Origin of the sequence: Comamonas sp. MYb69 (assembly GCF_037479315.1) — a bacterium.
Taxonomy (GTDB): domain Bacteria; phylum Pseudomonadota; class Gammaproteobacteria; order Burkholderiales; family Burkholderiaceae_C; genus Comamonas.
Genome location: NZ_JBBGZG010000003.1, coordinates 234241 through 251855 on the forward strand (window position 1 = coordinate 234241; position 17615 = coordinate 251855).

The 17615-nt window shown below is 65.3% G+C and carries 15 protein-coding genes; 2 read left to right on the forward strand and 13 right to left on the reverse strand.

What is annotated here, in order from left to right; translation table 11 throughout:
• Positions 1 to 92: 92 nt before the first annotated feature.
• From fdhE to fdnG, 4 genes are all read right to left on the reverse strand, one after another.
• Positions 93 to 1058: a formate dehydrogenase accessory protein FdhE gene (gene fdhE, locus WH303_RS05285; RefSeq protein ID WP_339517294.1), complete on the reverse strand. Its 966-nt coding sequence runs from the start codon at positions 1056 to 1058 to the stop codon at positions 93 to 95.
• A 138-nt stretch (positions 1059 to 1196) separates the two neighbouring features.
• A complete protein-coding gene (locus WH303_RS05290) occupies positions 1197 to 1859 on the reverse strand; it encodes a formate dehydrogenase subunit gamma (RefSeq protein ID WP_021026452.1) in 663 nt (220 codons plus the stop codon).
• Positions 1856 to 2797, reverse strand: a complete 942-nt coding sequence (gene fdxH / locus WH303_RS05295; RefSeq protein ID WP_021026451.1) for a formate dehydrogenase subunit beta — start codon at positions 2795 to 2797, stop codon at positions 1856 to 1858. Before fdxH ends, WH303_RS05290 begins: the two co-directional genes overlap by 4 nt.
• Before the next feature lie 9 nt (positions 2798 to 2806).
• Positions 2807 to 5869, reverse strand: coding sequence for a formate dehydrogenase-N subunit alpha (fdnG, locus tag WH303_RS05300; RefSeq protein ID WP_339517295.1), 3063 nt, complete (start codon positions 5867 to 5869; stop codon positions 2807 to 2809).
• Positions 5870 to 6107: 238 nt separating this feature from the next.
• Between fdnG and WH303_RS05305 the strand changes: the two genes are divergently transcribed.
• Entirely contained in the window at positions 6108 to 6683 is a 576-nt protein-coding gene (locus WH303_RS05305; protein WP_339517296.1) for a C40 family peptidase, read from the forward strand.
• Positions 6684 to 6744: 61 nt separating this feature from the next.
• On the opposite strand, the gene WH303_RS05310 is transcribed toward WH303_RS05305, so the two are convergent.
• From WH303_RS05310 to WH303_RS05345, 8 genes are all read right to left on the reverse strand, one after another.
• A complete protein-coding gene (locus WH303_RS05310) occupies positions 6745 to 7410 on the reverse strand; it encodes a DUF1266 domain-containing protein (RefSeq protein ID WP_339517297.1) in 666 nt (221 codons plus the stop codon).
• On the reverse strand, positions 7407 to 8564 hold the full coding sequence (locus tag WH303_RS05315) for a hypothetical protein (RefSeq protein WP_339517298.1): 1158 nt from the start codon (positions 8562 to 8564) through the stop codon (positions 7407 to 7409). Before WH303_RS05315 ends, WH303_RS05310 begins: the two co-directional genes overlap by 4 nt.
• An 8-nt stretch (positions 8565 to 8572) precedes the next feature.
• Complete coding sequence (locus tag WH303_RS05320) at positions 8573 to 10873, reverse strand: hypothetical protein (protein WP_339517299.1); 2301 nt, start codon at positions 10871 to 10873, stop codon at positions 8573 to 8575.
• A gap of 167 nt (positions 10874 to 11040) precedes the next feature.
• The gene (gene miaB / locus WH303_RS05325; RefSeq protein ID WP_312989610.1) at positions 11041 to 12369 is read right to left on the reverse strand and encodes a tRNA (N6-isopentenyl adenosine(37)-C2)-methylthiotransferase MiaB; all 1329 of its coding nucleotides are present in this window, start codon (positions 12367 to 12369) and stop codon (positions 11041 to 11043) included.
• A 171-nt stretch (positions 12370 to 12540) separates the two neighbouring features.
• Positions 12541 to 12981, reverse strand: coding sequence for a hypothetical protein (locus WH303_RS05330; RefSeq protein ID WP_339517300.1), 441 nt, complete (start codon positions 12979 to 12981; stop codon positions 12541 to 12543).
• A 77-nt stretch (positions 12982 to 13058) separates the two neighbouring features.
• Positions 13059 to 13958, reverse strand: a complete 900-nt coding sequence (locus WH303_RS05335; protein ID WP_339517301.1) for a DMT family transporter — start codon at positions 13956 to 13958, stop codon at positions 13059 to 13061.
• A 7-nt stretch (positions 13959 to 13965) separates the two neighbouring features.
• A complete protein-coding gene (locus WH303_RS05340; RefSeq protein ID WP_339517302.1) occupies positions 13966 to 14949 on the reverse strand; it encodes a bifunctional helix-turn-helix transcriptional regulator/GNAT family N-acetyltransferase in 984 nt (327 codons plus the stop codon).
• A gap of 95 nt (positions 14950 to 15044) precedes the next feature.
• On the reverse strand, positions 15045 to 15890 hold the full coding sequence (locus WH303_RS05345; RefSeq protein WP_339517303.1) for a DODA-type extradiol aromatic ring-opening family dioxygenase: 846 nt from the start codon (positions 15888 to 15890) through the stop codon (positions 15045 to 15047).
• An 88-nt stretch (positions 15891 to 15978) separates the two neighbouring features.
• On the opposite strand from WH303_RS05345, the gene WH303_RS05350 reads away from it, so the two are divergent.
• The gene (locus WH303_RS05350) at positions 15979 to 16884 is read left to right on the forward strand and encodes a LysR family transcriptional regulator (protein ID WP_339517304.1); all 906 of its coding nucleotides are present in this window, start codon (positions 15979 to 15981) and stop codon (positions 16882 to 16884) included.
• Here the strand turns inward: WH303_RS05350 and alkB are convergent.
• Complete coding sequence (gene alkB / locus WH303_RS05355) at positions 16881 to 17546, reverse strand: DNA oxidative demethylase AlkB (RefSeq protein ID WP_339517305.1); 666 nt, start codon at positions 17544 to 17546, stop codon at positions 16881 to 16883. The genes WH303_RS05350 and alkB overlap by 4 nt on opposite strands.
• Between the last annotated feature and the right edge of the window lie 69 nt (positions 17547 to 17615).

Here is a 17615-nt window from a genome sequence, read left to right on the forward strand (position 1 = left end):
CAGGGGCAGAAATAAAAAAACGATGGGCTGCGGCAGCAGCGCCATCGTCCAGTATGGCATGGTGCCAAAACGTTCAGGTGCTCGGCACGCGCTCAGTGCAGATCGGGCACGCTGCCGTCGGCATCGGCCGCCTGCGGCTCAGCCACGGCCACAAACAGCAGCGGGTTGCCGCTGGCGCGCGAGAACGAGGTCTGCTCGCTCATCAAGAGGTCCAGCATCAGGCTGGCCAGGTCATCGGCCAGCGGCTCGGCCAGCGGGTCTTTTTCCTGGTTGACCAGCTTGCGGTAGCTGCCGCATTCGGTACAGGTCTCTGCCAGCACCACATCCTTGCCGCCTTCCAGACCCTGGTAGCGCACGCCCTTGGTCGATTCGCAGTGGCTGCATTTGACGCGCACCATATGCCATTCGGTGGCGCAGCAGCCGCAGTGCAGGTAGCGGTGGCCGGCCATCTTGCCGCCAATGCGCACCACGCCGGCAACGGGCTCGGTAGCGCAGACCGGGCAGATGGTGGCCGGGTCGGTAAAGGGGATGTCGGCCAGGCGCAGCTGGCTGGCGCGGGTGGCAAACACCACTTGCAGCGCAGCCATCACAAAGGGCGCCAGGCCCACATCGCGCGCGGCCAGCTCCTTGGTCAGCAGGCGCTTGGCCAGCGCATTGCGGTCCTCGGTGCCGCAGCGCTGCAGCTCGCCAATCAGCGGCTGCAAGGCCTCGGGCAGGCCATCGGCACTGGCCAGGTGGCCGAGCATGCCGTCCAGCACCTGGTGCCAGACGGGGTCTAGGTGGTCAGCAGCGGGCAAGAGCGGCGACGAGTACTGCTGGGCCTGGGCGATGGCCGCTGCATCGGGCGCAGCCACCTGCAGGCCCTGGGCTGCCTGGTGCTGGGCGTCCACCAGCTTGGCGATGAACAGCAGGTAGTCCGCAATCGGGTTGCCGTCGGCCAGCTGGCGAATGCGCTGGGCTCGGTCAAGAAACAGACTGCTGGTGTTGGGCAGCAGCACGCGTGGAAAACTGGTGTGGTCGAGCGACTCGATCTCACCGGGTTGAAGAATGCGTTGCATACGGGGATTTTCTCAAAAATCAACGCCGATAGTCCTGGCGGGGCTATCGGCGTTGGGGAGCAGGGCAGGGGGCGATGCGGGTAGGCCCTGGCCCGCTGCGGCACGGGGCCGCGGGCCGGAGCAGGCCTGCAAGGCGCATCAGGCGCCGTGCTTGTGGCTGGCGGGCTTGTCCAGGTCGGTGGTGTCACCCGTCATGCGGCGGTACCACAGCGGATGGTGAAAGCGCGCCCAGGCGCGGGTCACCGTGCCGCGCGTCATTGCGCGGATCGTGCCCTGGGTCCAAATGGCCGCGTAGATGTGGGCGATGATCAGACCGATCAGGCCAAAGGCCGACAGCGCATGCAGCAGCGCCGCAGCGCGCACCACATTCACTGGCAGGTTCCACCAAGCGCGCCACATCAGAACGCCGGTCACCAACAGGCCCGCCATGCACAGCACCAGCATCCAGAACAGCACCTTCTGCCCACCGTTATACTTGTCCACCGGTGGCATCTTCTCGTGCTCGCCGTTGACCAGGGCGGGCACATTCTTGAGCCACTCCACATCGTTCTTGCGAATGATGTTGAGCTGCCAGAAGCGGAAGAACATCAGCACAAAGCCGACGGTCATCACCAGACCGATGTAGGGATGCAGGATGCGGGTCCAGGGTCCGCCACCGAACAGGTTCGTCATGAAGAAGAACGAGGGGTGGAAGAACGCCAGGCCCGACAAGGCCAGCAGCACAAAGCTGATCGCGACCACCCAGTGGTTGACGCGTTCGCCAGCGGTGTAGCGTTGGAGATCACGGGTCTTGCTTTTCATCGTCCAGACTCCTCGTGGTGGTCGGCGCCCTTGTCCGCGCGCGCCTTGGCGGCTTCTTCCTCTTCCAGCTCCTCGGGCACTTCGATCGGGCCCTTGGTGATGTAGTGGAAGAAGCTGCCGACAGCGGCCACGCCCAGCGCTGCCAGCGCCAGTGGCTTGGCCACACCCTTCCACAGGCTCACCATGGGGCTGATCGATGGATCATCGGGCAGGCCGTGGTAGAGCGAGGGCTTGTCGTTATGGTGCAGCACATACATCACGTGGGTGCCACCCACGCCTTGCGGATCGTAGAGGCCAGCCTTGTCAAAGCCGCGCTCCTTCAAGTCGACAATGCGCTCCTCCGCACGCTCTTGCATGGCGGTCTTGGTGCCAAACATGATCGCGCCGGTCGGGCAGGTCTTGACGCAGGCAGGTTCCTGGCCCACGGCCACGCGGTCCGAGCACAGCGTGCACTTGTAGGCCTTGTGGTCTTTCTTGGAGATGCGCGGAATGTTGAACGGGCAGCCGGTCACGCAGTAGCCGCAGCCCACGCAGTTTTCCTCCTGGAAATCCACGATGCCGTTGGTGTACTGCAGGATGGCACCGGGAGACGGGCAGGCCTTGAGGCAGCCCGGGTCTTCGCAGTGCATGCAGCCGTCCTTGCGGATCAGCCATTCCAGATTGCCGGTGGCTTCGTTTTCGTATTCGGAAAACCGCATCACCGTCCAGGAGTTGGCCGTCAGGTCGGTCGGGTTGTCGTAGACCCCGGCCGCTGCCGTGCCCACATCGTCACGCAGATCGTTCCACTCCATGCACGCGGTCTGGCAGGCCTTGCAGCCGATGCACTTGGAGACATCGATCAGCTTGGCCACCTCGCCGCCGTGCGGGCTGCGCACGCTGGGCGATGGGGTGGTGGTGGCGGAGCGGCGCTTGATATCCAATGATTGAAGAGATGACATCGCTGCTCCTTAGATCTTCTCAACCTTCACGAGGAAGGTCTTGAACTCTGGCGTATTGCTGTTGCCATCACCCACAAACGGGGTGAGGGTGTTGGCGAGGAAGCCAGGCTTGGTCAGGCCCTTGAAGCCCCAGTGGATAGGGATACCCACGTGGTGCACCGTCTTGCCTTCGATCTGCATCGGCTTGATGCGCTTGGTCACCACCGCAGCGGCCTTGATGTAGCCCCGCTTGGAGCTGACCTTCACCATGGCGCCCGTCGCAATGCCGATCTCCTTGGCCAGCGCCTCGCCGATCTCGACGAACTGCTCGGGCTGGATGATGGAGTTCAGCAGCGCGTGCTTGGTCCAGTAGTGGAAGTGCTCCGTCAAACGGTAGGTCGTGCCCACATGCGGGAATTCGTCCGCCTTGCCGAAGGTCTCCCAGATGGCCGGGAAGACGCGGGCGGCCGGGTTGCTGACGGCCTTGTCGTTCTTCGGGTACATCGGGTTGTAGCCCAGCGGGTTGTCGAATGCCTCGTAATGTGTCGGGAACGGACCTTCGTTCATGCCCTTGCGGGCAAAGAAGCGCGCCACCCCTTCAGGGTTCATGATGAACGGACCGGTGCCGGTCTCGGGCTTGATGGTCGGGCCGTAGTCGGGCACGTCCGCGCCGCCCCAGGTCGAGCCATTCCACTTGACCAAGGTGCGATTCGGGTTGAAAGGCTTGCCTTCCAGATCCGCCGATGCGCGGTTGTACAACACGCGGCGGTTGGCCGGCCAGGCCCAGGCCCAGTTCAGCGTGTTGCCGATGCCGGTCGGGTCGCTGTTGTCGCGGCGGCCCATCTGGTTACCCGCCTCGGTCCAGCTGCCCGCCCAGATCCAGCAGCCACTCATCGTGGAGCCATCGTCACGCAGCTCGCCAAAACCGGACAGCTGCTGGCCGGCAGGGCGCAAGACCTTGCCGTCAGGTGCTGTCAGGTCGGTCAGTGCGCGGCCGTTGTACTCCTTGGCAATCTCTTCGGACGAAGGGTGCGCTGGCTGCGCATAAGGCCACCACAGGTTCTGGATCGGATCGGGGAACTTGCCGCCGTCCTTCTGGTAGGCCGCCTTCATGCGCAGGTGCAGGGCCGACATGATCGCGATGTCGGTCTTGGCCTCGCCTGGTGGCTCGGAGGCCTTCCAGTGCCACTGCAGCACACGCGAAGAACTGACGACGGCGCCATCCTCTTCAGCGAAGCAGGTGGTGGGCAGGCGGAACACCTCGGTCTGCACCGATGCGGTGTCGATGTCGTTGTACTCGCCGTAGTTCTTCCAGAACTCCGAGGTCTCGGTGGCCAGCGGGTCCATGATCACCAGGAACTTGAGCTTGGCCAGCCCGTCGCGCACACGGCTCTTGTTGGACAGCGCCGCCAGCGGGTTGAAGCCCTGGGCGATGTAGCCGTTGACCTTGCCTTCGTTCATCAGCTCGAAAATCTGCAGCATGTCGTACTGCTTGTCGAGCTTGGGCAGGTAGTCATAGGCCCAGTTGTTGTCCTTGGTCGCCGCCGGTCCCCAGAAAGCCTTCATCAGGCTCACATGGAACTTGGGGTAGTTCTGCCAGTAGCTCATCTGGTTGGCACGCAAAGGCTTTTGCGTGCGCGCGTCGATGTACTTCTGGTAGTCCTGCTCACCCTGGTTGGCCAAGGTCAGGTAGCCGGGCAGTGCGTTGGACAGCAGGCCCAGGTCGGTCAGGCCCTGGATGTTGGAGTGACCGCGCAAGGCGTTCATGCCACCACCGGCCACACCGATATTGCCCAAGAGCAGCTGCACCATGGCGCCGGTGCGCAGGATCTGCGCGCCGATCGAGTGCTGGGTCCAGCCGAGGGCGTACAGGATGGTCGCTGCGCGGCCCGCTTCTGCCGTCGATGCGAGCTTTTCGCAGACATGCAGGAACTTGGCCTGGGGCGTGCCGCAGACGCTCTCGACCTTCTCAGGCGTGTAGCTGGCGTAGTGGCGCTTGAGCCATTGGTAGACGCAACGCGGGTGCTGCAGGCTCGGGTCGGTCTTGACGTAGCCGTCCTCGCCCAGCTCGTAGTCCCAGCTGGCCTTGTCGTAGGTGCGCTTTTCGGGGTTGTAGCCCGAGAAGATGCCTTCGTCGAACGCAAAGTCTTCCCGCACGATGAACGTGAAGTCGGTGTAGTTGCGCACGTACTCGTGGTGGATCTTGTCATTCGTCAGCAGGTAGTTGATCACACCGCCGAGGAAAACAATGTCCGAACCGGAGCGGATAGGGGCGTAGAAATCCGCCACCGAAGCCGATCGGTTAAAGCGCGGGTCGACCACCATGAAGTGAGCCTTGTTGTGCTCCTTCGCCTCGGTCACCCATTTGAAGCCGCAAGGGTGGGCTTCAGCGGCATTGCCGCCCATGATCAAAATAACGTCCGCGTTCTTGATGTCGACCCAATGGTTCGTCATCGCTCCACGGCCAAACGTCGGGGCAAGACCTGCCACCGTCGGGCCGTGTCAGACACGTGCTTGGTTATCGAATGCCAACATGCCCCAAGAGCGGGCCACTTTGTAGGTGATGTAACCGGCCTCGTTGCTGGCAGCCGATGCGGCCAGCATGCCGGTCGATGTCCAACGGTTCACCGTCAGGCCATCATCGGTCTTCTCCAGGAAGTTCGCGTCGCGATCGTCCTTGAGCAGCTTGGTAATGCGGGTCAGGGCCTCATCCCAGGACAGGCGCTTCCACTCGTTGGAGCCGGGCGCGCGGTATTCGGGGTAGAGCAGGCGGTTGGGGCTGTGGACGATGTCCAGCAGCGATGCGCCCTTGGGGCACAGCGTGCCGCGGTTGACGGGATGGTCGGGATCGCCTTCGACGTGGATCACCGAGAGTTTGGCGTTCTTGCCGCCATCGCCCAGCGAGTACATCAAAATGCCGCAGCCAACAGAGCAATACGTGCAGGTTTGCCGTGTCACTGTGCTGCCGACCAGCTTGTACTGACGGACTCCGGCAAGCGCAGTGGCGGGCGAGAAGCCCATCACTGCCAGGCTGGAACCCGCCAGAGTCGAACCAGTCACTTTCATGAACTGGCGTCTGGAGAATTGCACCATGGGGTGTCCTTTCAATGAAGGATGCTTGTTTTCTATGCTTACGACACAAATTGTAGTCTTCTCCCTCTGAAAGCAGAATAGTTGGGCATTCCGGGTATTCAGCACGTTTGACAAATTGGTAAAAATACGAGAGAGGCCGTATCTCCGCGAGAAATACCAATACATTTCACAAACTTGCATGAAATTGTGAATAATATGCTTTATGAAATTCTTGCGGCCTGAATCCAAGGGGGAGACCATGGACCACCAAGACGCGGCTGCGCGCCGTCCCTTTTTGCTCTGGGCGCTGTCGGCATCGGCGCTGCTGGCAGGCTGCGGCGCCTCGCCGCCACGCACGGCGCGGCAAGAAGGCGGGCAGCGCACGGCAGGCGGTACATCGACGTCACCGCGTGTGGACAGCGGCGTGGTTCCCGTCAACCTGGGCTTGAGCGGTGAGCTGCGCGAAGCGCTCTATGCGCGGGTCATGCTGGTGGTCAACACGCCCTACACCTATGGCGGCAACACACCCGAAGGCGGCTTTGACTGCAGCGGCCTGATCCAGTACGCGATCCAGGGCATCACCACGCGCCGCTTGCCACGCACCACGGCGCAGTGGGCGGGGGTGAGCGCCGAGATCGACCGGCGTGACCTGCAGCGCGGCGATTTTGTGTTCTTCAACACCATGGGCGGGCGCTATTCGCACATGGGTATCTATGCGGGCAATGGCCAGTTTGTGCATGCGCCGTCGAGCGGCGGCGTGGTCAAGACGGTGAGCCTGGCCAATCCCTATTTCTCGCGCCGTTTTACCGAGGCCCGCACGGTATTTGACGCTTGAGAATATTCATTGCCTGAATAAAACAAGCGGCCATTGCCGCAAAAAAAGGTCTGGGGCGCGCTCAACGCCAGGCGTATGCCCCCCAGGGGTGCGAAGCATCCTGCAGCCAGTGCTGCAACTCCTCGTCGCTGATACTGCGGCCCAGCGCGTCCGAGCGGCCCTTGGCCACCCATTGGGCGCGGCCCTGGATATAGGCGCTGCCCAGCTCCTGCCAGCTGCCAAAGCAATCGCGCGCCCGTGCGGCATTGAGCTGCAGCAGCTGCCACTGCTGCTCGGCGCTGATCCAGCCCAGCATGGCGGCGGTACGCACAAAAAAGCTGGCGCGCACGCAGGCAAAGGCCATCGCGGCGCGGGCGTCGTCCCCCGCCTGCAGGCGCTCCACATCCAGGCACCACCAGCGTGTGCGCATGCGCTCGGGCAGCTGCTGTCGCACCTTGGCATCGTCCAGGTCGGTGCGCAGGCCAAAGGCATGCAAGGCCATGGGCCGCAGCGATGCCGCCAGGCTGCTGGTGGGCGCGGGCATGGCGCTGTCGGCAAAGCCATCCTTGAGCGCATGGAAGGCCATCGGGTGGGCCAGCGCCAGCGCCCAGTTCTGCTCGGGTGTGAGCCGGTAATGCCCCAGTGGGCCCGAGGGCGCAGGCGCCTGGCTGCCCCATTGGCGGCGAAAGGCCCGCACGCATTGCCACACCAGCCACAGCCCGATGGCTGCCACCAGGATCTGGATCATCGCTGTGCCTCCGGCTGCATGCCCGGCGGCATTTTGGCGGGCACCTTGCCCGCCTGCGCCAGGCTGTAGGCCAGCGCAGGCGGCAGCTGCTGGCCAGCCAGCAGGCTGCTGTCATGTGCGGCGGCCAGCCATTGCACCAGCGGTGAGGCCTGGGGCACATGGGCCAGCAGCCTGGGCTGGCGCTGCCACAGCTGCAAATGCTCAGCCTCGCTGTGCAAGCTCTCCACCGCATGCCAGCCCGCCTGGGCGCCGCTGGTGCGCAGCAGGCGCATGCCCAGCGCATCGTCGGGCGTGTCTTCGCTGGTGTTCAGCTGGTTCAAAAAGGCAATGACGTCAGCGCGGTAGCGGTCCACCGGCGGGCGGTTTTGCTTGCCCTTGATCTGGTCGATGCGCAGGCGCCCATCGGGCTGCAGCCAGGCATTGATGGTGATGCGCGGCTGGCCCTGGCCGGTGCGGTAGCTGAAGATGCGCATGCGGCCTTGCTCGCAGCCCTCGGCATAGTGCTCGCCATAGCCGCCGCTGAGCTGGCGGCGGTTGGCAAACTGGCCCAGGCAGTGGCGCATCATCTGGCTCTCGTAGGCCATCTCTTCGCGCAGCACGCCGCTGCCGGGCAACAGCTCGACAAATGCGCCCTGGCTGCCTTGCCAAACCGTCTGCACTGCATGGGGCTGGTGCTGGCGCCAACCGGCCAGTTGCTGGGCCTCGAAAGCCTGGTGCTCCTGCGCCCAGCGCTCCAAGGCCTGCGGGCAGTTGATGCGGGCGAGCTTGCCTTCCAGCGAGGTGCCCTGGCGCGACTGCAAAAACTCCAGCAGCTGGCGCTCCAGCGCCAGCACGCTGTCATGGGCAGGGCTGATCCACCACAGCGCCGAATCGGCCTGCGCTGCCTCGGGGCCGGGTTTGCGCGCCAGCAAGGCCAGCGCCCAGGCCGGTGCGCCAGCGGCATAGCGCTGCTGCAGCGCTTCGGTGGTGGTGATGGCCTGTACGGCCTCGGGCGGCGACTGAAGATTGCCCACCAGGTAGCGGTAGAAATGGTTCTGCAGCCAGGCGGCAATCTCGGGCGTGTCGCCGCGCTCGCGGCTGCGCGCGGCGATGCGGGCCTTGAGCTCGGGCGCGTTGACCACATTGCGCGCCAGGTACACCGTGCTTGTGCGCATGGACGGGCTTACCAGAACTTCCACCAGGGTTTGCCGCCGCCCGCGCCAGGCGCTGCGGTGATCAGCTGGGCATGGAGCTTGTCGATCGTGGTCTGCAGCTTCTCGCGCTCGGCCGCGTCATCGGCAGGCGCGCAGGCCAGCGCCTGCTGGTAGATTTGCAAGGCCTGCTGGTCCGTGCCCGAGGTCTGCATCGCGTCGCCCGCGCGGCGCAGCAGGTAGGGGTTCTGGCGTTGTTCCAGCTCGGGCAGCAGCGCTTGGAGGCGCGGCAGCACCTCGGCGCCATGCGTAGCCGAGTAGTAGTCGAGCTGGTTGAGCAGGCTGCGCAGGTAGTCATAGCGCTCGCTGCGCTGCTCGTCCTCGTCCAGCTGGCTCCACCACTCGTCCAGGCGCTCCAGCCAGATGCTGTTTTCCACATTGCGGTCTTGCTGGTAGAGCGCGTAGGCCACCTTGGGGAAGTAGTCGCAGGGGCTGTGGCGGCTGTAGCCGTGGTCCTGGCTGTAGTGCCACAGCTGCTCGGCGGCGCCGATGAGCTGCGCGTAGTTGTCGCTGTCGATATGGGTGGAGACGATGCCGTTGTAGTGCTCGGCAAAGGGGCTGGTCGCAATGCCCTTGGCATGCAGGGCCAGCGCGCCGTCGTAGTTCTCGTCGTTGTAGCGGTACTTGATGGCCAGGTTGTTGCACAGCATCGAGTAGTCGTGCAGGTTGCCATCCTTGTAGCTGCCCTGGCCGGTGGCAAACCAGTGCTCGAAGCGGGCCTGGCCCGTCTCGTAGTAGTGCTTGATCCAGCGCAGCAGCTCGTCATAGGGCCAGTCGGCGGGCAGCTCTTCGCCCTCGCCGCCAATGGCTTGCATCAGCGCCTCGTCGTCGTCCAGTTGCACGCCCATCGCATAGCACCAGCTGCCGCTGTCGCAGCGGATATAGGGCGACTGCAGCGCGCTGGCCAGGCCCGCCACGCGGGCGCGGCAGACAAACAAGCGGTAGGCCAGCTCGCCATTGGCGTACTGGGGACGCTCGGCCAGGGTTTCCAAGAGCGGCAAGGCCTGCGCATAGTCCTGCTGCTCGAACAGATGGTTGCCCTGCAGCAGGCGCCACATCGGGTGGTTGAGCGACTGCTGCTGCACGATGGCGCTGTAGTGCGCAAAGGCCTGCTCGGCATCCATGTCGGCGGGCAGAAACTCAGCGAGGTCCTCGTCCTGCGCGGCGGCCATCAGGGTCAGCGCCCAGTACGGCGCACCATCCGATTCGCCCAGATGGGCCAGCGCCTGGCGGCAGGCCGCCTCGCGCGATCCGGGGCGGCTGTGCAAGGTGCTCTCAAAGCACATGTGGGCGGCCTCGGGTAGGCGGGCGGCCTGCACCAGCCAGTCGATCAGCAAGGCGCTGCTGCGGTCGTCGCTGTCGCGCACCAGCGCAAAGCGGCCTTCCTGGCCTTTGCTGATGGCGGCATCGAGCGCGCCTTGCTGGTGCAGGCTGCCAGCGGCCAGACGCGCGAGCTGGGCGCGCGTATCGCGCCAGGCAGCGGGCGAGGCGGTGCTGGGCAGGCTCGCCAGCGTCAGCTCGCTGTGCTGGGCCAGCGCATCCGGGGCCAGCGCAATGATGTCCTCGCCCAGCAGCAGCCAGTCATCGGTGTCGATGTCCTGGCCCGCTTCGGCGCGCTGGAGTTTTTGCAGCGCGTAGTGGCCCAGGTCGCGGGCCGCAGCGCTGTTGCCCTTGGCCACTTCGATGCGGCCCAGGCGCGTGGCCAGCATCGCATCGTCCCAGGCGCGCAAGTGGGCGCGGTCGGCCTGCTGGCTTTTGTACTGGTGCTGCTTGCGGCAGATCTGCTCTTGCAGGTCCAGCGCCTGGGCCTGGTGGGCATGGCGGGCCAAGTGGCGCCAGGCACGGTCGGGGTCACCCAGGTCGCCGGCCTGGTCCACCGCCGCCATCGCCTGCGCGATCACGGCGCGGTACTGTTCGGGGGGGAGGTCGGGCACATCCTCGGCAGCATCGGCCTGCAGCATGGCCATCGTGACGGCGGCATCGCGCTGGGCGCCAGCGCTCAGCTCCTGCAGCAGGCGGGCCTGGTGCTGCTGCACGGCGGCAAGGGCCTGGGCGGGCTGGCCGGCCATGCTCCACAGCCGGTAGACGCGGCGCAACTGGTCCAGGTCTTCGGGCTCCAGCGCGCGCGATGCGAGCTGCTGGGCGGCTGCGGCCTGGCGGGCAGGCCATTCCTGTGTCTCGTCCTCGGTGTTGAACAGCGCATCAACATGGTCCAGAAAGGCGTCAAGCGCCTCGCTGCGCAGTGCGGTGGACGGGTCGGACACGGATGCCATGGTGATGATGCCTTTCTAGTAATAGCGCATCCCTCATGCGCCCCCTGCATGCTAACGGGCCCCAAGGCAGGTGGGGCCTTTGCGGGCCACAAAAGCAGGGCAGAAGGCTATTTTCACCGTGTTTGCTGCGCCTGACCAGCGTGGTCTCGGTCTGCCAGCAATGGATCTCAATGGGTGATCAGCACTTCACCGCGCAGCGTATAGGTCATGGTCTCGGTGATGCGCACATCAACCATCTGGCCAATCAGGCGCTCCTGGCCGGGGAAGTTGACCACGCGGTTGCACTCGGTGCGGCCCATCAGCTCGCCGTTGTCGCGCTTGGACTTGCCTTCCACCAGCAGGCGCTGCACGGTGCCCAGGCGCTCTTCGCTGATGGTCTTGATGTTATGGTTGATGACGGCTTGCAGCTCCTGCAGGCGGCGCAGTTTGACCTCGTAAGGCGTGTCATCGGGCAGGTTGGCAGCGGGGGTGCCAGGGCGCGGGCTGAAGATAAAGCTGAACGAGTTGTCAAAGCGCACATCGCCAATGAGCTTCATCATCTTCTGGAAGTCTTCTTCGGTCTCGCCGGGGAAGCCCACGATGAAGTCGCTGCTCATCGCCAGATCGGGGCGGATGGCGCGCAGCTTGCGCACCGTGCTCTTGTACTCCATGGCGGTGTAGCCGCGCTTCATCGCCATCAGGATCTTGTCGCTGCCGTGCTGCACCGGCAGGTGCAGGTGCGAGACCAGCTTGGGGATCTTGGCATAGGCCTCGATCAGACGCGGCGTGAACTCATTGGGGTGGCTGGTGGTGTAGCGGATGCGCTCGATGCCGGGGATCTCGGCCACGTATTCCAGCAGCAGCGCGAAGTCGGCGATCTCGGCCGTATCGCCCATCTTGCCCAGGTAGGCATTCACGTTCTGGCCCAGCAAGGTGATTTCCTTGACGCCTTGCGCAGCCAGGCCTGCGACCTCGACCAGCACATCCTCAAACGGGCGGCTCACCTCTTCCCCCCGGGTGTAGGGCACCACACAATAGCTGCAGTACTTGGAGCAGCCTTCCATGATCGAGACAAAGGCCGATGCACCTTCGACGCGGGCGGGCGGCAGGTGGTCGAACTTTTCGATCTCGGGGAAGGAGATATCGACCTGCGGCTTGGCCTTGGCCGCGCGGGCATTGAGCAGCTCGGGCAGGCGGTGCAGGGTCTGCGGGCCAAACACCACATCGACATAGGGCGCGCGCTTGATGATCTCGGCGCCTTCCTGGCTGGCCACGCAGCCGCCCACGCCGATCAGCACGCCTTTTTCCTTCAGGTGCTTGATGCGGCCCAGGTCAGAGAACACCTTCTCCTGCGCCTTCTCTCGCACCGAGCAGGTGTTGAAGAGGATCAGGTCGGCCTCGTCCATGTCCTGTGTGGGTTCATAGCCCTGGGCGGCGCCCAGCACATCGGCCATCTTGTCCGAGTCGTACTCGTTCATCTGGCAGCCGAAGGTTTTGATAAATACTTTTTTGGACATGGTGCAAATCTCGTGGGGGCCCAGGGGCTGCGGTAGCAGGCGTGAAGGAATACCGAAATACGGCAGAAAGCCAGGCGCCTGGCGGGCGCACTGCTGCCTAAGGGGGGATACGCAGGTCGCCCGGCCGGGCTTGACCGCAGCGGTCAGCCCAAGCGGCGGCGCCAATGCGCTTTATTTAAAGAGTCCGCTCCAGAAGCCGTTGTCGGCGCGGTCGCGTTTGAGGGCGGCTTCATCGCTGTTCAAGATCCAGGCGGCATGCACGCGGCCGCTGGTTTTCTCGATCACATAGTTCACCGTCAGCTTCTGACCCAGCACGGTGTTGGGGCGCACCGTCGTGTTTTGCGGGTTGTAGAGCTTGAAGGCCGGTGCCAGCAGCAGCGCCTGGTTGTCGATCGTGGCTTCGGTCGGGCTGGTGACCACCAGATAGCCACGCAGGGCCTGCGGAGGAAAGGCGCGGACGGGGCCTTGGAACGGGGCAAAGGTGGCGGTCTGGGCCAGGCTGGGCAGGGCACTGATGCCACCCAGTGCCAGCGCAAATGCGGCGAGGCTGGCGCGCGTGGCGCGTCGCAGGCGATGGTGGTGGGATGTGTGGGGTGTGGTGCAGCGGTTCATGGTGTATATCCAGGGGCTGGAGGCCGCATTTTACAAACACTGGGGGTGCCGCAGTCCGGCACTGGGGCAAGCTGGGCTTAGCCTGCAGGCGCCCGGGTGCTGATGACCAGGCCGGCCAGCACCAGCGCGATGGCGGCCAGCAGCGCAGGTGATGGCAGGCGCTGGTGCAAGGCCAGCTCCAGCAATGCGGCGGTGACAGGGCCCAGCGCCTGGAAAGCAATCACCAGCGATGCCTGCAGCCGGCCCAGCGCCCACAGCAGGCAAAAGTAACCCAGGCCGCTCGACAGCCCGATAAAGACCATATGGCCCCACTGCGTGGCAGAAAACACCGGCCACAGCGGCTGGCCCTGCCAGCTGCAGTACAGCGCCAAAAACAGCACCGATGCGGCCATCGCCAGGCCGCTGGTGGGCAGCGCCGGGTAGCGCCGCATATAGGGCCCGTAGAGAATGCTGGTGGCCGCACCCACCAGGGTGGCGGCGAGCAAGGCCGCCATGCCGCTGCCGCCCAGCAGGCCCAGGCTGCCTGCGCCACCCACGCCGCTGGCAGCGCGCGCACTGCCAAGCAGCAGCACGGCGACGCCGCAGACGGCCAGTGCCAGGCCCGCCAGCCTGCGGCGGCTCAAAGGCTCGCGCCCCGACAGCGCCGCCAGGCACCAGGTAAAGAGCGGCATGGTGGCAAACACCAGCGCGCAGGTGGAGGCGGGCAGGCGCGCCAGTGCATGGTTGAGCAGCAGGATCAGCAGCGCAAACTGCGCCACGCCCAGCAAGGCGATGGCCAGCGCATCGCGGGCGCGGTAGCGCGGCCAGGTGGCAAGCAGTGCAGGGCCGGCGAGGATCGCCAGCCCGATGGCATAGCGCAAAAACGCCAGGCTGGCTGGCGAGGCAGCAGGCGATAGCGCGCTGGTGGAGACCATGGCCGCGCCCACCAGCATGCCGGTGGTGGCCGCTGCCCACAGCGCTGGCTGGCGGGCCTGCATCGCGCACCTAGGCGCTGTGCCGGCGGCGGCTGAACTGCTGCTCGACCACGGTCGAGCCCCATTGCTGGCCGGCCTCTTCATGCACCAGCGCAAAGCCCAGCGATTCGTAGAGCTTGCGCGCCGCATCCAGTCCCTGGAAGGTCCAGAGCTCGGTGCTGGCAAAGCCGCGCTGGTCGCAAAAGGCGAGGGCCTGCGTCAGCAGCTGGCGGCCGATGCCGCCGCCGCGGCAGCCGTCATCCAGAATGAACCAGCGCAGATGCGCCTGGTTGTTGCCCAGGTCCTGTCCGTCAATCGCGACCGAGCCGACGATGCGCTCGTTGTGCACCGCCGTCCAGATCTGGTTGCAAGGCTCGCCCAGGCGGCCGCTGAATTCGGCAAGGCCCGAGGCGACCTTGCTTTCAAAGAAAGCGCCAAAGCCCCAGTGCCGGGCATAGAACACGGCATGCATCTCGGCCACGCGGCCGATGACGCCGGGCCGGTAGCCGCTGTGAATCTGGATACTGCCCGTGGCCGAGGTGGCAGCGCTGCCCTGGCCCGCCGCGCTGCCCAGCCGGTGCGCCTGCAAGGCCTGGGCATAGGCCATCAAGCCCTGCGCCACGGACTGCTGCAGCGAGGGGTTGAGTTGCGCCAGCGCACTGCGCACCTGTGTTTGGCCGTAGGCATGGATGCCCGCTACCGTGCGTTGGCCTTGCGCTGACAGCTGCAGCTGCTTGGCGCGGGCATCGTCTGCGCAGGGCTCTTCTTGCAGCTCACCGTTGGCGATGAGCTTGGCCAGCATGCGGCTGACGCTGGATTTGTCCAGCCCCAGATACTCTGCTAACTGGGCGGCGGTGACCTGGCCATGCGCATCGATTTCCAGCAGCGCATGGACGGCTGAGGCCGAATAGGGCGTCGCCGCCAAGGTGTTGGCCATAAAGCCCAGCTCCCGCACCATGGTGCGCGAGGCGCTGCGGATGTCGTTGACCAAGGGGGTGTCGGTAGCGGCTGCCATGCGTCTCTCCAGTGTTTGGTTGCAATATACAACTTTTTGGTTGTGTAATGCAACTTTTTTGGAGAGGCCGGCAGCTGCCCGTCCATCCGCAGCGCTTAGGCGGCATCCAGCCGGTAGCTGGATACGGCCAGCCCACCCATGAAGTTGTCTTCATGGTACACACGCACGGCGCGGTCGCGTTCGGCGGCGCCGACCGCGACCATCAGCGGCAGCAGATGCTCTTCACGCGGATGGGCGATGCGTGCGGCGGGGGCGTCTTCCCAGTCCAGCAGGCGCTGGCTGCGGCTGGCGCTGTCCAGCTGCAGCATGGTCTCGGCCAGCCAGTCGTCAAAGGCTTTGGAGGGCACACGGGCCTGCGGTCCAAAGGCACGCAGGTTGTGGTACGACAAGCCGCTGCCAATGATCAGCACATCCTCATCGCGCAAGGCGGCCAGCGCCCGGCCCAGCGCCAGGTGCTCTGCCGGGTCCAGGCCCCGGCGCAGCGACAGCTGCACCACCGGCACATGGGCCTCGGGGTAGATCGCGGCCATGGGCGAGAACATGCCGTGGTCATAGCCGCGCTGGGCGTCCTGCTGCACTGCAATGCCGGCCTGGGCCAACAGGCCCGCCACACGCCCGGCCAGTTCAGGCGAACCTGGCGAGCGGTAGTGGACCTGGTAGGTATGGGCCGGAAAACCGCCGTAGTCATAAATCATGCCGGGCTGGGGCGTGGACTGCACGGTAAAAGTGTCGGCCTCCCAGTGGGCCGACACCATCAGGATCGCGCGCGGTGTGCGGCCGATCTGGCGCGGGATATCGGCCAAGGAGGCTGCCAGCTGCGCATAGTAGTCATGCATCTCGGGCATCCAGGGCCAGGGGCCGCCGCCGTGCGAGATAAAGTAGACGGGCAGGCGGCTGCCGCTGGTGCTGGCGAGGGTGGTGTGGGTGGTCGTCGTGGTCATGCTGAAAACTCCTTGTCTCCAATGTAGTACCTGCCTAAAAGGAAACCAAGTAGCTAGAATGCAGCGGTTGATTTCCTATTAAGAAACTATGGACCAGCTCACCAGCATGCAGGTGTTCCAGGCGGTGGTGGACAACGGCAGCTTTGCCCAGGCTGCTGAACGCCTGGGCATTTCGGCCCCGATGGTCAGCAAGCATGTGGCCCAGCTGGAGCAGCGCCTGGGCGCGCGCCTGCTCAACCGCAGCAGCCGCCATATCAGTCTGACCGAGGCGGGCCAGCGCTGGTATGCGCAAAGCAGCCTGGCGCTGGAGATGCTGGACGCTGCCGCCCAGGAGATCGGCCAGCATAACCAGGCCCCCAGTGGCCAGCTCAAGATCAGCGCGCCGGTCTGGTGCGCCACGCCGCAGATGGCGCGCATCCTGGCGCGCTACCGCGCCCGCTACCCGCAGGTGCTGGTCGACATCCACCTGGACAACCACAAGATCGACCTGGCCACCGCCGGCTATGACATGGCTTTGCGCGCCTCGTCCGACCCCGCGCCGCATCTGATTGCCCGCCCGCTGTGCCAGGTGCCGTTCTACCTGGTGGCCAGCCCCGCTTACCTGGAGCAGGCCGGCCCGCCCCAGCAGCCTGCCGACCTGGCCCAGCACCCTGCCGTGCTGCCCAGCTATGTATCGCTCAGCCCCATGCAGCTGAGCCAGCCTGGCGGGCGCAGCGCGCCGCTGCATCTGCAGCCTGCTCTGCTGTCCGATGATTCCAACCTCAGCCTGCATGCGGTGCGCGCAGGCATGGGCCTGGGCTTTTTGCCATCCTGGCTGGTGGAGGACGATCTGCGCAGCGGCCAGCTGCAGCGGGTGCTGCCCCAGTGGGAGGCGCTGACGGTGACCCTGTATGCGATCTACACCAGCCGGCGCTACCTGGCCCCCAAGGTGCGCAGCTTTATCGATTGCCTGTCGCAGGAGCTGGGTGGTGCGGCCCCTGAGCCAGCGGCCTAGCTCGCGCGGCGGAAGGTGAGGTTGATTCTTTGCCCGTCCAGCAGCGGATGCGCCGCGGGGCTGGTCCCATCCTTGACCGGCATCACCCCGTGGTAGCGCATGCGGTCCACGCCACCCCAGACCACCACATCGCCATGCTGCAGTGGCAGCTTTTGCGTGGCATCGGCGCGGGCATCGCCACCCCACAGAAAAATGGCGGGCAGGCCCAGTGACACCGACACGATCGGGTGGCGGGCATCACCTTCGTCCTGGTGCAGGGTCAGGCGGGTGCCAACGCTGTAGCGGTTGATCAGGCAGGTATTGGGCGCAAACGGAGGCAGCTCGGCGGCTTCTGCCGCCTGCGCGGCCAGCGCTGCAAAGGCGGGTGGCATGGCGGGCCAGGGCTGGCCGCTCAAGGGATCGCTGGCGCTGTAGCGGTAGCCATGCTGGTCGCTGTACCAGCCAAATGCGCCGCAGTTGCTCATCGCCACCTGCATAGGGCGCCCGCCCGGGGTGCGCAAATGCCGAAACGGCGCCTGCTGCACGATGGCCTGCACCTGGCGCAGCAAGTCATCCTCCCAGCGCAGCGCAAAGCCGCGCAGCACGCAGGCCTGGCGGCCAATGGCAATGCGCTCCCAGGGCGGCTGGTCGTCGTCGGCGGCGGGGCTGAACAGGTCTTGCATGGGGCTATTGTGCCTCTGCGGGCATAAAAAAACCGCAGGGCCTGTGGCAGGCACTGCGGTGGGATGTGG